General features: G+C 43.0%; 10 protein-coding genes. 4 read left to right on the top strand and 6 right to left on the bottom strand.

Annotated features, from left to right (window positions below; translation table 11 throughout):
• From IWA51_RS09005 to IWA51_RS08990, 4 genes are read left to right on the top strand one after another with little or no spacing between them, the layout of a single operon-like run.
• Entirely contained in the window at positions 1-423 is a 423-nt protein-coding gene (locus IWA51_RS09005; RefSeq protein WP_198442159.1) for an ExbD/TolR family protein, read from the top strand.
• Positions 420-1,454 (top strand): hypothetical protein, encoded by a 1,035-nt coding sequence (locus tag IWA51_RS09000; protein ID WP_198442158.1) that lies wholly within the window; start codon positions 420-422, stop codon positions 1,452-1,454. The genes IWA51_RS09005 and IWA51_RS09000 overlap by 4 nt, the downstream gene beginning before the upstream one ends.
• 21 nt (positions 1,455-1,475) lie before the next feature.
• The gene (locus tag IWA51_RS08995; RefSeq protein WP_177527590.1) at positions 1,476-2,147 is read left to right on the top strand and encodes an HAD family hydrolase; all 672 of its coding nucleotides are present in this window, start codon (positions 1,476-1,478) and stop codon (positions 2,145-2,147) included.
• An 18-nt stretch (positions 2,148-2,165) separates the two neighbouring features.
• The gene (locus tag IWA51_RS08990; RefSeq protein WP_198442157.1) at positions 2,166-6,239 is read left to right on the top strand and encodes a SpiroCoCo family coiled-coil protein; all 4,074 of its coding nucleotides are present in this window, start codon (positions 2,166-2,168) and stop codon (positions 6,237-6,239) included.
• Here IWA51_RS08990 and ispF read toward each other — a convergent pair.
• The 6 genes from ispF to IWA51_RS08960 all read right to left on the bottom strand — a co-directional run bounded on the left by ispF (position 6,217) and on the right by IWA51_RS08960 (position 13,295).
• Positions 6,217-7,452: a 2-C-methyl-D-erythritol 2,4-cyclodiphosphate synthase gene (gene ispF / locus IWA51_RS08985; protein ID WP_198442156.1), complete on the bottom strand. Its 1,236-nt coding sequence runs from the start codon at positions 7,450-7,452 to the stop codon at positions 6,217-6,219. The two genes, IWA51_RS08990 and ispF, sit on opposite strands and share 23 nt — an antisense overlap.
• Positions 7,439-8,083 carry a CarD family transcriptional regulator gene (locus IWA51_RS08980; RefSeq protein ID WP_198442155.1) on the bottom strand — a complete coding sequence of 215 codons (645 nt, stop codon included), beginning with the start codon at positions 8,081-8,083 and terminating at the stop codon, positions 7,439-7,441. Before IWA51_RS08980 ends, ispF begins: the two co-directional genes overlap by 14 nt.
• Positions 8,084-8,182: 99 nt before the next feature.
• Entirely contained in the window at positions 8,183-8,815 is a 633-nt protein-coding gene (locus tag IWA51_RS08975; protein ID WP_177527586.1) for an adenylate kinase, read from the bottom strand.
• Positions 8,816-8,919: 104 nt separating this feature from the next.
• Positions 8,920-11,355, bottom strand: a complete 2,436-nt coding sequence (locus IWA51_RS08970; protein WP_198442154.1) for an AAA family ATPase — start codon at positions 11,353-11,355, stop codon at positions 8,920-8,922.
• Between the two features lie 6 nt (positions 11,356-11,361).
• Positions 11,362-12,648: a hypothetical protein gene (locus IWA51_RS08965; protein WP_198442153.1), complete on the bottom strand. Its 1,287-nt coding sequence runs from the start codon at positions 12,646-12,648 to the stop codon at positions 11,362-11,364.
• Between the two features lie 23 nt (positions 12,649-12,671).
• The gene (locus IWA51_RS08960) at positions 12,672-13,295 is read right to left on the bottom strand and encodes a TP0733 family outer membrane beta-barrel protein (RefSeq protein WP_198442152.1); all 624 of its coding nucleotides are present in this window, start codon (positions 13,293-13,295) and stop codon (positions 12,672-12,674) included.
• Positions 13,296-13,311: the final 16 nt, after the last annotated feature.

The raw sequence follows: 13,311 nt of genomic DNA, 5'->3' as shown, positions 1-13,311 counted from the left end.
ATGCGTGTATCAAAAAGAAATACCGTGTCTTCGGGAATAGATTTGTCCCCGATGCTGGATGTAATTTTTCAGCTTATTTTATTTTTTCTTGTGTCCACAACTTTTGCGATGCTTCCAGGAATAAGTCTTAATCTTCCGCAGAGTTCAACTGCGCAAAGTTCTGATGCCGGTGGAATTACGATTACTGTAGAAGAAAGCGGTTCAATGTGGCTTAACGACGCACAGGTTGACTTCAAGGGACTTGTTTCCGGACTGAATGCCTTTGACACCGGTGAAAAAAAGCGTGAAGAGTTTCCCGTTATGGTTTCTGCCGATGACAAGGTTACTAACGGTACAATTGTAAAAGTGTTTGATGCCTTAAGACAGTGCGGATTCAGTGCCGTGAGTCTCAGAACATCTGTAAAAAATGACAGGAAAAAATGACAAATAATTTGGAAAGAAAAAGCTGTATTTTTTCGGCAGCCGCAAGTGCAGTCTGTTTTATACTCATGCTTGTGATTTTTGCCTTTGTAAAATTCGAGCCGCCGGTAAAATACAAAACAATACAGATTCAGCTTGCGTCTCCGTCAGCTGTTGTTAAAAAAACTGAACCCCAGAAAAAAACGGTTCCCGCTGTAAAAGAAAATACTGCTCCAAAAAAAGAAACTGCGCCTCAAAAAGATGCTGCTCCAAAAAAGGGAAATGCAGTAAAAAAAGAAAATACACCCAAACCTTCCGCCGTGCAAAAAAAGAGTGCTGAAGTTTCGACAAAAAAAGTGGCTCCTGCTCCTGTAAAAAAACAGGAAGTTTCCGAACCAAAGATCAGAAAAAGTGTGGAAGAACTTATGGCAGAACAGAATGCCGGCCAGACAAAAAAGGCACAGTGGGACGAAAGTATGTTTGACGATTCTGCGGAATGGGAAAGTTCGTCTTCATCATCTTCGCAGTCTTCTTCTGCAGACACTCTCTCCTCTTCACTGGAAGGAACAGCTGCTTCTGCTTCATCCGGCGCATCTGATTCGGTAAGTGCAACTTCAAGAAAAGACAGATCTTCTTCTGCTTCTGATTCCACAGCTTCTGCTTTGTCTGACATTGCAGATACAGAATACTCAATGTCTGTTTCTGACAGTGCAAAAAGTACAACTTCAATGCAGTCTTCAAAAACAGACGGCAGGGTTTCAATAATGCTTGCAAACGGAAAAATGCGTGAACTTATTTCACCAAAAAATCCTGTTCTGGATATTTCTCCTGAAAACGCAATGCTTGTCGACTCATCACGAACTGTAAGAATTACATTTACTGTTCTTGCAGACGGAAGTGTTCCGCTCGGTGAAATTGAAATAAGACCTTCATCACTTCTCCCGCCCAAAATACAGGATGAAATTAAAAACCAGCTTCGTTTCTGGATTTTCTCAAGTGATCCTTCTGGAACTTCCGGCCGTGCATCCTTTGATTATACGCTTGAGATTAGATGAATTTTCCTGTATAATAGAGGAATGTTTGAGGGGATAAAAGCCGTAGCATTCGATATTGATGGAACTCTGTATCCTTCATGGGCTCTTTACGTGCGCATGCCTGGATACTTCCTGCGTCACATTTCGTTTTATTTAAAATACAACAGGGTAAGAAAACAGCTTCACAAAACCGCGCCGCTCGCTGACTTTTACGAGTACCAGGCACGGCTTTTCGGTTTCGTCAGTTCAAAGCCGGCTGATGAATCAAAACAGATCATCAGGCAGATATGCTATGACGGACTCAAGCCTTTTTTTACAAAGATAAAGCCTTTTGCACATGTATATGACTGCGTGCTTGCAATGAAAAACGCAGGTCTTAAAATAGGAATTCTTTCTGATTTTCCGCCGGAACAGAAGGGCGACATCTGGGGAATACGCAGTTTGTGCGACGTATGCATAGGTTCGGAAGAGTCCGGAGCGCTCAAGCCTTCAATTTATCCGTTTGGAATTCTTTCAAAAAAACTGGGGGTTGCTCCGTCCGAAATTCTGTACGTGGGCAACAGTCACAAATATGATGTTCTTGGTGCAAATAAAGCCGGAATGAAAAGTGCATGTATTCAGACCGGTTTTAGAAAATTGTTCGGAATAAAAATTCCTGATGCCGATATTTCGTTCAAAAATTATCGCCAGTTGCAGGATATTGTGCTAAAATAAAAGTGGGTAGGAAATAAAGTGATAGAAGTAGTATTCGGAATAATAGCAGCCGCATTCGTGTCGGCAGTAGTGTCTCTTGTTATCAGAAAAATTGACCGGAATGAGAATTCCATGGAAAACATAAAACGCTATGCAAATCTTCGCAAAAATGATTTTGAAGCGTATTTTAAAGACGAAAAAGACAAACTCAAGCTTCTTGCTTCAGATCTTGATGCCAAAAATATTCAGGCAAAGGCAGCTGTAAAGCGTCTTCAGATGCAGTATGAAGACTTTGAAAAAAACTCTGCCGATCTTGAAAAACCTGTTGCAGCAGTTCGCGATATCGGTGAAAAAATTCATTCTTACGACACTCTTGTTTCTAACCTTATGCAGATGACGTCTGCGGTCGAAGAAAATCTCAGAAAAATCAAGGCAGAGGCCGGTATAGTAGAAAAACTTGGTCAGAAACTTGACACCGTAAAAAAATCTGTTGACGAAACAGAAAAACGCATTCCCGAAGTAGTGCGCCAGTTTTCTTCAAAAAATGCCGAACAGCTTAAGGCCATCGGATCCGATCTTCTGGAACGCTATGAGAAGAGGGCAGGCGAACTTGATTCTTCTACAAAAGAGTCCCTGAATCGTGCCGCTTCAATTATGAAAAAAATTGATTCTGATATAAATGATGCCTACGACAAGGCTGCAGAAAAAGCGCAGAAAATAGAAGACGAAGCCTTTGCAAAACTCAATGAACGTTCAGAAGCAAGGGTTTCGTTATGCATGGAAGAACTGAATTCGCAGACAAAACAGCTTGCCGCTCTGGTTGATTCCAAAAGTGAAGATTTTAGAAATACCATTATGGAAAAAACATCTTCGCTCGATGATGAGTTCCAGCTTAAGGCAGACGAACTTTCACGCAAACTTTCCGAAATGTCAGATGATTTTGAAAACCGTCTTCTTTCACTTGATACAAAACTTTCAGAAAACTCGGAAGCCCTTGACGGCCGCATTACTTCAAAAATTGAGTCCCTTGAACAGTCCGTGGAAGAGCAGATTTCTTCTATAGAGAAGGATGTTGACTCAAGAATTTCTGTATTCAATTCACGCTTTGACGACTTTAGTACAAAAATTTCTTCTGACATGGAAGGTGAAACAGGCCGTGCCGAATCAGAAATGAAAGCAAAGGTTAATTCACTCGTCCAGCTTTTCAATGAAAAAACAACTGCCCTTGATGCAAAACTCAAGCAGACAGTCAGCGGCCTTGATGCTGAACTGAACAAGTCTTCTGACAGTCTAGGTGCGGCAATGAAAACAAAAATTGCAAAACTTGACTCAGAGATTAAGGAAAAGACAGCTGCACTTGAGTCTGTAATGAAGCAGAAACTTTCGGAACTCAATGCAAAGGCAGCCGCAATTACTTCTGATGTAGATGCCCGCTCCGAAAGCCTTACTTCCCAAACACAGCAGCGCCTCGAAGAAATAAAGGCACAGCTGGACTCTTCACTTGAAGAAATAAAGGCTGTATCAGAGTCCCTTTCAGAACAGAGTTCGGGCAATTCAGAACAGCTCAAAAAAGTTCAGTCGGCCATTGACAGCCAGTCAGACGAAATCAAAAGCCGCTTTGAATCTTTGTATGCAGATGCCCTTCAGAAAGCTTCAGATGATGAAACTGCAGCCTATGAAAAATTTTCTGCAATAAGTGAAGCAAATCTTGCAAAGTACAAATCCGAAGTCCAGCTTCATGTAGATGGAATGCAGGACGGCGTTACAAAGGCTCTTCAGGAACTAGAACAGAAATCCGAGTCAATCAGGGCTGGTGTGGAATCTGATATTTCTGAAATTGAACAGAAGCTTTCTTCTGCACAGGAACTTTCTTCCAAAACTGCAGAAAAAATAGAAGCACAGGCAAACGCAAGCGCACAGAAACTTTCTGAGTTTGACAAGTCAATTTCCGGTGCAATGTCGGCAATGTCTGCAGAATATGATGTACGCCAGACAAAGTATCTTGCGCAGATAGACAAGCAGCTTGAGTCTTACAAAAAAGAAATGGAATACCGTTTCAAGAAACTCAATACTGCTGGAACAGATGTAGACAAGCTTGAATCTTCGCTCAGAAAACTTATGGAACAGAGCCAGAAAAAAGTTCTTGGCGACTTTGAAAAATTCTCACAGTCAACCGTCAGGCATCAGAGTGATTTTGAGACAACGCTGTTTGCAAAATATGAAAAACTCAAAACCGAACTCGACGGCCTTCAGACTGCACTTGATGATATAAAGAAAAAAGCGGTTGCCAACATGAGTTCCAAGGCAAAAATATTCGAAGACACATTCTCGTCTGATCTTACAAAAAGACAGAATGCAGTCCAGGAGCAGCTTTCCGAGTGGAAAAATAAATTTGACAGCCAGCTTGTGGTCTTTACCGATGAATATGAAGACAAACGCCGTAAGATGGAACTTGGTTATGAAGAGTCATTGAAAAAGCGCATTGCCGACATTCAGGCAAAAACTGTGGAGCAGGAAAAGAAATTCCAGACTGCACTTCAGTCGGGACAGGCTACAATCCAGGATCAGATTAACGGCGTTAACCAGAAACTCCATGATTTTATTGAACAGTACCGGCAGGAACTCAAAACCACTTCAGAAAAGGCAGATGAATACCTTAAACAGGAAACAGATGCTTATAACGCGCGTGTAAACGAGCAGCTCGAAAAGAACATGGCAGACCTTGATGCAAAGATTGAATCGTTCAAGAATTCGCTTTCCGGAAAACAGGATACCCAGACTGCGACAATTGATGCCGCCATGCAGGAATTCAACACATGGAAAAAACGTATACAGGCCCAGTTTGATGATTCTGCAAGACAGTACGATGAGCAGCTCAGGGCGGCCGCTTCCGAAAACGATGTGCGTGTAGCAGAGCTTAAGAAAGAAATGTCTGATGTAGCAGGCAAAGCATCTGAAGTTCTTGACGGATACGAAAAACGCAGTCAGGAAGTTTTGTCCGAACTTCAGGCAAAGTACGATGAGCTTCTTTCTTCTACAGAAAAATATGTTTCGGGTCAGACCGCAGAGACAGAAAAACTAATAAAAGATCTCAAAAAAGAAGTAAAGGATACTTCAGAAGACTACAAAAAGTCCCACAGAAATATCGTCGAGCGCCTTAACGAAGACACAAATACAATTCAGCTTAAGATGGACGAAATAAGAAAGGGAATTGCAAAGTTTACAGCCGAGTCTGGAATTTTTGACAAAGCCGGCATGATGAAAAAGCAGCTAGAAGATTCAATTGTTGTGCTTAAAAAAGAGATGGATGATGTAAGGTCCTTTGGTTCCAGAATTGAAGACCTTAACACAAGAATTTCACAGCTCGACAAACTGGGGTCAGATGTTAACAAAAGACTTGATGCGTACGGTTCTGAAAGAAGCCGCCTTGATGAAATTGACGCAAAGTTCCAGACACTTAGCGCTCTTTCTTCAAGTGTAGACAAGAAAATCCAGGATCTTACCACGACAAGCGACAATCTTCTTAACATGCATGCCAGCGTCAGAAAGTATCAGGAAAGCCTTGCTGATGTCCAGACAAAATTTGACCGCATAGAAAACAAGGGAACAACTATAGACCGTGTTGCAGATGAAGTAGACCAGTCCTTTGAAAATATCAAGGAACTCGAAAGCCGTCTTGAAGTCTGTTCTAAAAGGGTTCAGGCTCTTCCAGATGAAATTTCTGACGTGCGTTCAAGTATAGACAAGCTTATGAGTTCTACCGGAAAAATCAATGATGCCGTAGACAAGCTTTCGTCACTTCAGAAAATAATTGATGATACCGACAAGCGCATTGACAAAATCAATACTGCCCGAAACGGAATTGCAGGAACAGAAGAGCGTCTTCAGAAACTTGCCTCAGGTGCCGATGCACAGATGAAACTTTTGCATGATATAGTCAAGGCTGATGTTTCAAAGACACCGCTTACTTCGGGGACATCCGGCGGAATTACACAGCAGGTGCGTGAAAATATTATAAAGTTAAAGAGGGAAAACTGGACACTTGCCGAGATAGCAAGATCGCTTAATCTTACCGAAAGTGAAGTGTCCCTTATTCTTGAACTTGGCGCATAAGTAGACAGGTGCAGTAGGTTTTTACGGCGTTTTCCGAGCCTACTGCATCGAGTTTTTCATTCGTCTTTGCTTTTACGAAAACCCTGGAAGTTTCGGTTTCAAGAATTTCTGCAATTGATGCGATTATTTTTTGTCTCCATGGAAGAATTTTTGGCTTTTCAATTTCTATTACACAGTCCAGGTTATTGAGTGACCATCCGGCTTTTTTTACATCAGTCCAGATTTGCTTGAGAAGAAAGCGTGAATCTGCATCTTTCCATTTTTTTTCTTCCGGCGGAAAATATGAGCCTATGTCACCGAGCCCTGAAGCTCCAAGAAGTGCGTCGGCAATTGCATGAAGAAGTGCGTCTCCGTCTGAATGGCCCAGTTCTCCTTTTGCTGCAGGAATTTCTATTCCACCAAGAAAAAGTTTTCTGTTTTCTGACAGGGCGTGAAGGTCGGTTCCCAGTCCGATTCTTATTGTGGTGTTTACCATTTTTCTGTTTTTTTCCAAATCTTCTGCGTATGTTATTTTATAATTGCAACGGTCGCCTTCGACTACGCGCACACTTCTTTTTCCGTTAAGTTCCGGGTATGCATCCCATATTTCTGTGTCATCGGTATATTCTTTTTGTGTAAGGGATGCAGCTTTGTGGCATTCCAGAAGAGGGTAAAGCTCAAAGGCCTGCGGTGTCTGTACTGCAACAATCATTTTTCTCTGCAGGTGACGGGCGATTGTGCCGTTTTCGGAGATTTCTTTCTGCGTATCAACTGCTGCAATTGCGGGAACTGCAGCCCCGTACAGAAGTGCAGCACTGATTGTATCCTGAATGATTTTTTCAGTAACAAAAGGCCGTGCTGCATCGTGTATGAGAACAACCGGCTTTTCTTCCTTTAAGGGCACACACCGGGCGGCGGCAGTCAGTGCATTGAAAACAGATTCCTGACGGGTTTTGCCGCCTTCAACAAAAAGAAGTTTTGTATTTTTAAGTAGTGTCGGCATTCTTTCATCAGCAAACAGTGCTTCCCGTGCATCCTTTTCGCCGCCCTCAGGAACAGTAACAATAAGCATAGAAAAAAAAGCCGCCGTTAGAAAAGAGGCGGCGGCCTTTGAAAGAACTGTGCCGCCGTTCAACTTAAGGTATTCTTTCTTTTTACCTGTACCCATCCTTGTGGAAGAGCCGGCGGCAGTAAGTATAACAATTTTATCTGTCAAAGCGTCAGTCTTCGTCATCGTCCATGTCGTCGCCGTCTGAATCGTCTTCTTCGTCATCGCCATTGTCTTTGCTGTCGAGGTCGCTTCCGAATTCGTCATCATCTTCGTCTTCATCTTCTGTAAAGACAGGCTTTTTTTCACTCTTAAGACCAAGCGGTTCAAGTTTTGCATGAAGCATTACTTCGACTTCTTTTGAAGTTATTCCGAGTGCTTCGGCAATTTCATCTTCAAGAAGTTTTTTTGCATTGTCATAAAGCTTGCGTTCAAGAATAGGAAGTTCCTTGACTTTTGAACGGTGGTACAGACAGCGTACAATTGCTGCAATATCTTCGATTGTACCTTTTTTAAGAAGTTCAAGGTTCATCTGGTAACGCAACTTCCAGTCAGAAGTAGGAGGCTCAAAGTCTTCTCCTATAAGGTCCAGTGACTTCTGTGCTTCTTCTGCAGAAACAATAGGTCTGATACCCAGATTGGCTGCTTTGTCTACCGGAACCATGACATACATGTCCGAGATATCGAGATAAATCTTATAGTAATAAGTCATCTCGCCGTTGAATTCTTTCTTGAAAATTTCAGTGATTTTACCGACACCCTGGCTAGGGTAAACTATTTTTTGGTTCACTGTAAAATCGGTCTTTGGTTTTGACATAAGGATATTATAGCATAAAAAACCATTTGTTTCAATTGAAATGGTCAGCAGGATTTTTGTTTGTGCGCGGGAACAGAAAATTATTGTTCCCGCGTAAAACTATTTTGCGGGGAAAAGCTTTTTGAAGTCAACGAGTACAAGTGAAGAATCTCTTGCGCTGTCTATGTCAGTAAGCTTGTTGATGTTTCTGTAGAAGTTAATAAGAGGCTCTGTCTGCTCTCTGTAAACTTCAAGTCTGTGAGTGATTGACTCAAGCTTGTCATCATCACGGGTGTAGAGTTCGCCACCGCATTTGTCGCAGATTCCTTCTGTCTTTGGCGGAAGGAACTTTACGTTGTAGTTCTGACCGCAACTTTTGCATACACGGCGGTTGCTTAGGCGTGCAATGATAAGGTCATTGTTTACTTCGAAATTTACAACCTGAACATCCGGGCAAATCTTTTCCAAAGCTTCTGCCTGCGGAATAGTGCGGGGGAATCCGTCAAGAATAAATCCTTTTTTGCAGTCATCTTTCTTGAGTCTTTCATCTACAAGTTCGCATGTAATCTCATCGCTTACAAGTCCGCCGGCATCAATGATAGCCTTTACTTTTACTCCGAGCGGTGTCTGGTTTTTGATGGCAGCTCTGAAAATATCACCTGTAGAAATGTGCGGAATTCCGTATTCTTCTGCAACCTGTGCAGCAAGTGTTCCTTTACCGGCTCCCGGTGGTCCGAGAAAAATAAAATTCATTTTTTTAATCCTCCAGAAAATATAGGGAAACTTCAAAAACTTTTATTTAAGAAAGCACCCGTATTCTATTTTACAACGAATTCAGCGAATCCTCAAGAGAAAGTTTATGCCTTTGTAATTTTAAAGATAACATTCCGTGTTTTCCATGAAAAAAGTGTGTCTTTTGCGGCAGCTTTCAGAAGTTCTGCTACTTTTGCTGCATTTTGGGCACCGATTTCATGTGCAACTGCTGCTCCGTAAGAAGATTCTGTTGTGTTGAACCAGCGGTTTATTTCGTTTTCAGAGATTCTGCGTTTTTCTGTAATTACAGTGCTTTTGTATGAGCACGCAAGACTGTGTTTTGCAAAAACTTTGGCTGCCGTTTCTTCGTTCCAGTTAAAAAGAGGATTTGCCGGGTTTGAAAAGAAATCAGATTCAGCCTTTTCCATTTTATTCAGAATCTGCACTGTCTGCTCGTCATACTTTTTTTGTTCAAGCAAAAGTTCGCTTATGTGCTGACCTGCGCACGGAATTCGCTGTGAGAGAATGATTTGTGCATTTTTTGAAAGAAGTGCGGGCGTATCTTTGTTAAGTGTGTCATCTTGGCCAAAAGCTATGTCGCGGTTTGGATTTTCTGTTTCCGAAAAGGTTTTGTCTATTGCCTCTGCAAAATTCTGTATGTCTTCCACAGAGGAAATAATGTCTCTGAAGAAAATTCTGTCAAATACAATGTCACCAAAACTGCGTGAAGACTTCAAAAAACTGTTCTTTGAGAAAAACAGAGTGGAATTATCAGGCTCAATAAGTGCAAGCTGCGGTTTATCGAGTTCTGCAAGCGTTTTTGAATACTGAATGAGCGTGTCAAAACCGTTTTTTGTACGGCAGAGTCCGCATGTAAGTCCTTCGGGGGCTTTTCTTGTTATGTCAAAAAGTAAAAGTGCATCATCTGCATTCCAGATAAGTGAGCGGTGGTGCCTTAAAATACCGGCAGTTTCTTCCATATCGTTTCTTATTTGAAGAAGTGTCTGCGCCCTGTTGGAGTCAAGCCTTGCCTTCCATGAACGGTCGGCTCTGTCCAGAACTGCATTTTTTGTTCCGTCAGCCGGGCTGAATGTAAGATTTTCTTCTTTTTGTGCAGGTAAGTTAAAATGTTCGTCCATCCACCATTGCGAAACGGGGTTTACTTTTGCACCGCTTATTCCCTGGTTTTCAAGAATTGCCGAAATCTGAAGTTCGCGTCTGGAAAGTACTTCTGATTTTATTTTGTTTTCGTAACCTTGGTCAGAAGGATTGTAAAAGACTTTTCCTACAAGGGCATCGGGAAGATACTGCTGGGCAACCCAGTGGTCCCTGTAAGCATGCGGGTACATATAGCCGGCTCCGTGTCCAAAACCTTCTGCATCGCGGCTGGAATCCTTGAGGTGGTTGGGAACATCTGCGTCTTCCTGTTCTACGGAATGAAGCGCGTCAAAAAAAGCCATGGAACTGTTTGATTTTGGTGCCGTTGCCAGGTAAAGGGCTGCGTGTGCCAGAAAATACCGTCCTTCAGGCATTCCTACACGGTCAAAGGCTGCCGCACAACTTTCTACAACTTCTATTGCATGCGGGTCTGCAAGTCCTGTATCTTCACAGGCACTTATAAGCATTCTTCTGAAAATAAAGTCCGGGTCTTCGCCTGCTTTTACCATTCTTGCAAGCCAGTAACAGGCAGCATCGGGGTCTCTTCCGCGCAGGCTTTTTATAAATGCAGAAATTATGTCGTAGTGGTAGTCGCCGTCGCGGTCGTAAAGAACTACTTTCTTTTGAATGGATTCTTCTGCAGTTTCGCGGCTTATGTAAATTGTACTTCCGTAGGACGGAACAGGCGGTGTTGCCGAAGGATTCCATTTTTCAGGGGTAGTTTCGACGGCGAGTTCCAGCGCGTTAAGGAGCGAACGGGCATCTCCGTTGGCGGTTTCTACAAGATGTTCCAGCGCACCTTCTTCGAACTGTACTTTCCAGTGTCCGTAACCGCGTTCTGTGTCGTCAAGAGCCTGGTGCGCGGCGTGCATAAGGTCGTCTTTTGTGAGCGGCTTAAGCTGAAAAACGCGGCTTCTGCTTACAAGGGCTTTGTTTACTTCAAAAAACGGGTTTTCGGTAGTGGCGCCTATGAGAATTATTGTTCCATTTTCTACCCACGGAAGAAGGGCGTCCTGCTGGCTTTTGTTCCAGCGGTGAACTTCATCTACAAAGAGAATTGTCTTTCTGGAATACATGTTCTTCTGGGTTTCTGCTTCAGATATTGATTTTCTGATGTCTGCAACACCGGTAAGAACAGCATTGAGTGTTATGAAATTGGACTGCGTGTGGTTTGCTATTACACGGGCAAGAGTTGTCTTTCCTGTTCCCGGCGGTCCGTAAAAAATAACGGAAGTAAGCTGGTCTGCCGCAATTGCCCTTCTGAGAAGTCTGCCTTTGCCTACTATATGATCCTGTCCGATGTATTCGTCCAGTGTTCTTGGTCTCATCCTTGCGGCAAGAGGTTCATGCGAAAATTGGCTTTCGTCAAAGAGATCCGGCATTTAAAATCAGTTTCCGCCTGATGAAGTGTCTGATGTTCCGTCCCTGTTCCATTTATGGCGTGACGGGTAGTAGGCGTAAAGTCCTGTTTCAGAGAATGTGTCTGAACTTCCCCTGATTGAACCGTAAATTGTAGAAGCAGCATATTCGTCTGTTCCGTTTTCGTTAGAAGCGGTGTCTTCCTGTTTTGAAGGGTCAAGGACAAATACTTTGAATACGTATTCAGAAATTATCGAGTCACCGTTGCTGCTGAAGTCAGAAGAAGATGACTCAGGTGTTCCGTCGGTAGAGATATTTACGCGGCCAAGTCCTGATGATGTTCCCAAAAGAAGTGCATTGGCTGCAGGCGCAATTGAAAGTATGCTTCCAGCTCCAAGGTCATTTGATGTATGAGTGGTGAATGTTCCGTTGTTAAAAGACTTGCCAAAGTGGAGCGTTGCGCTTCCCGAAAGGTTTGCCGAACTTGTGTATGCAGATGATGTTGCGCTTGTGGAATAGTAGATTCCGTTGGCTGTAGAAGCAAGTGCATGGTAGTTTGCAAAAAAGTCTGTTCCGCTGTAGGTTGTAGTAGAACATACTGTGCTCATGTCTGTTTCTGCGGTAATTGCGTCCGGAGTGGCTGTTCCGTTGAGTTTGTAGCCTTCGGTAACCATTGTCGGAGTTTCTGTTCCGTTGAGTCTGTAAATTGTGTATGCGCTTTTTTCTTTGCTGTATACATTTACATAGGCTTTTCTTTCTGATTCTGCATAAGCCTGATTATCAAAGATAACGCGTATGGCGCTGTACGGGTCTTTGCTGGTTGTGCCTGTTATAATAGAGGACAAATACACTTCTCTCCAGTCTGTTCCGTCAGAAGGATCTTTGTCTGTGGTTGCAAAAAGATGTATTTCGTCAACAAGCTGGTCGCCGTCGCTGGTGTCTTCTTTCCACATGTATGTAAGTGCATAAAGTGTGGTGCTGTCAGAAGCCAGGTACATGGTAAGAGCCGGGACTTCATAGCCGTCATTGCTTTCTGTAAGGGGAAGGGTTGCGCGGTCCCACTGTCCGTTCAGTTCTCCTGTTTTTGCGGATGACTTGCCGGTTTTGTAGTAAACGCGACCGTTTGACAGGTAAATGTAGTCGCCGAATCTGGTAAATGACATAACGTCACCGTTGATTCCCAGTTTTTCAAGGGCAACTTCTTCATTGATTTTTTCAAAAATAGGGTCGTGACAGGAGTTCATCGAAAGAACTGCACACGAACAGACTGCTACTGAAAGTATTTTTACAAGCGTTTTTCCGAATGTCTTTTTCATATAAATTGTTCCGTTATGCAAAATTAGAAGTAATAGCGTGCCACGATGGAAGAGGTAAGAAACTGTCCGTAGAAGTTTTCCCTGCTGCTGTCGTAAAGTTTGTTAAACTGCGGCATAAACATGTACGCAACTTCAAGTCCCAGTGACCAGCCGCTGGTAAGCCTGTAGTGAACACCTGCTTCGGGTTTAAGGATAAGTCCAGGAAAGTAATTGTAGTTGCTGTACGATTCCCACGCAAAACCGACGTTCATGCTTATGGGAAATTCGAATTTTCCGGCTGTGGGCTGGAAAGTAAACGATGCCAGGAAAGGTACATAATTGAGTACACGGCTTCCTATTGTTACGTTAAAGCCGAATCCTATGTCTACACCAACTGCAAAAAGGCTGTTCAGAAAATAGTGGTATCCGAGCGAGCCTATTCCGCCTATGCTAAGCTGGTGCCTGTCTTTCATAAACAGGCTGGGAAAGTCTGGAAAGTTAAGCGGGAATGACGGTGCAAGAGAAATGCGTATGTTCTGGTCACCTTCCTGAATCATATCTGTGTTAAAAACCTGAATATCCTGTTCTTCTTCTGTGGTATCGTTCTGGGCTGCAATTGGTGCCAGGCAAAGAATCATCATGCAGGCAAGAGCCGGAAGTCTTTTCATAAGTCCTCACTTTATT

Origin of the sequence: Treponema peruense, from assembly GCF_016117655.1 — a bacterium.
Classification (GTDB): domain Bacteria; phylum Spirochaetota; class Spirochaetia; order Treponematales; family Treponemataceae; genus Treponema_D; species Treponema_D peruense.
The sequence above is the reverse complement of the archived record's forward strand: the minus strand, read 5'-3'. Positions and strand labels throughout refer to the sequence as shown.